The sequence below is a fragment of the Flagellimonas hadalis genome, assembly GCF_007785775.2.
GTDB classification, from domain to species: domain Bacteria; phylum Bacteroidota; class Bacteroidia; order Flavobacteriales; family Flavobacteriaceae; genus Flagellimonas; species Flagellimonas hadalis.
Genome location: NZ_VNIK02000056.1, coordinates 1 through 309 on the forward strand (window position 1 = coordinate 1; position 309 = coordinate 309).

General features: G+C 53.1%; 1 protein-coding gene. It reads left to right on the top strand.

Going from position 1 to position 309, the window contains the following annotated elements; all coding sequences use genetic code 11:
• Positions 1-309: sodium:solute symporter family transporter (locus FOT42_RS17970; RefSeq protein WP_417938558.1), on the top strand; the 309-nt coding region annotated here is incomplete at both ends.

Here is a 309-nt window from a genome sequence, read left to right on the forward strand (position 1 = left end):
AAGAGTAGTTCGGAATTCTTTCTTTCGGGAAGGACCATGCCTTGGTGGCTCTTGGGGATTTCCATGGTGGCCACCACCTTTTCAACGGACACGCCCAACTTGGTGACGGACATTGTCCGTACCAATGGTGTATCGGGAAACTGGGTCTGGTGGGCATTCCTGCTGACCGGACTGTTGACGGTATTTGTCTACGCCCGACTCTGGAGACGGTCCAATGTGAATACCGATCTTGAGTTCTACGAACTCAGGTATGGGGGTAAGCCAGCACGTTTTCTCAGGGGCTTCAGGGCCGTTTATCTTGGGGTCATC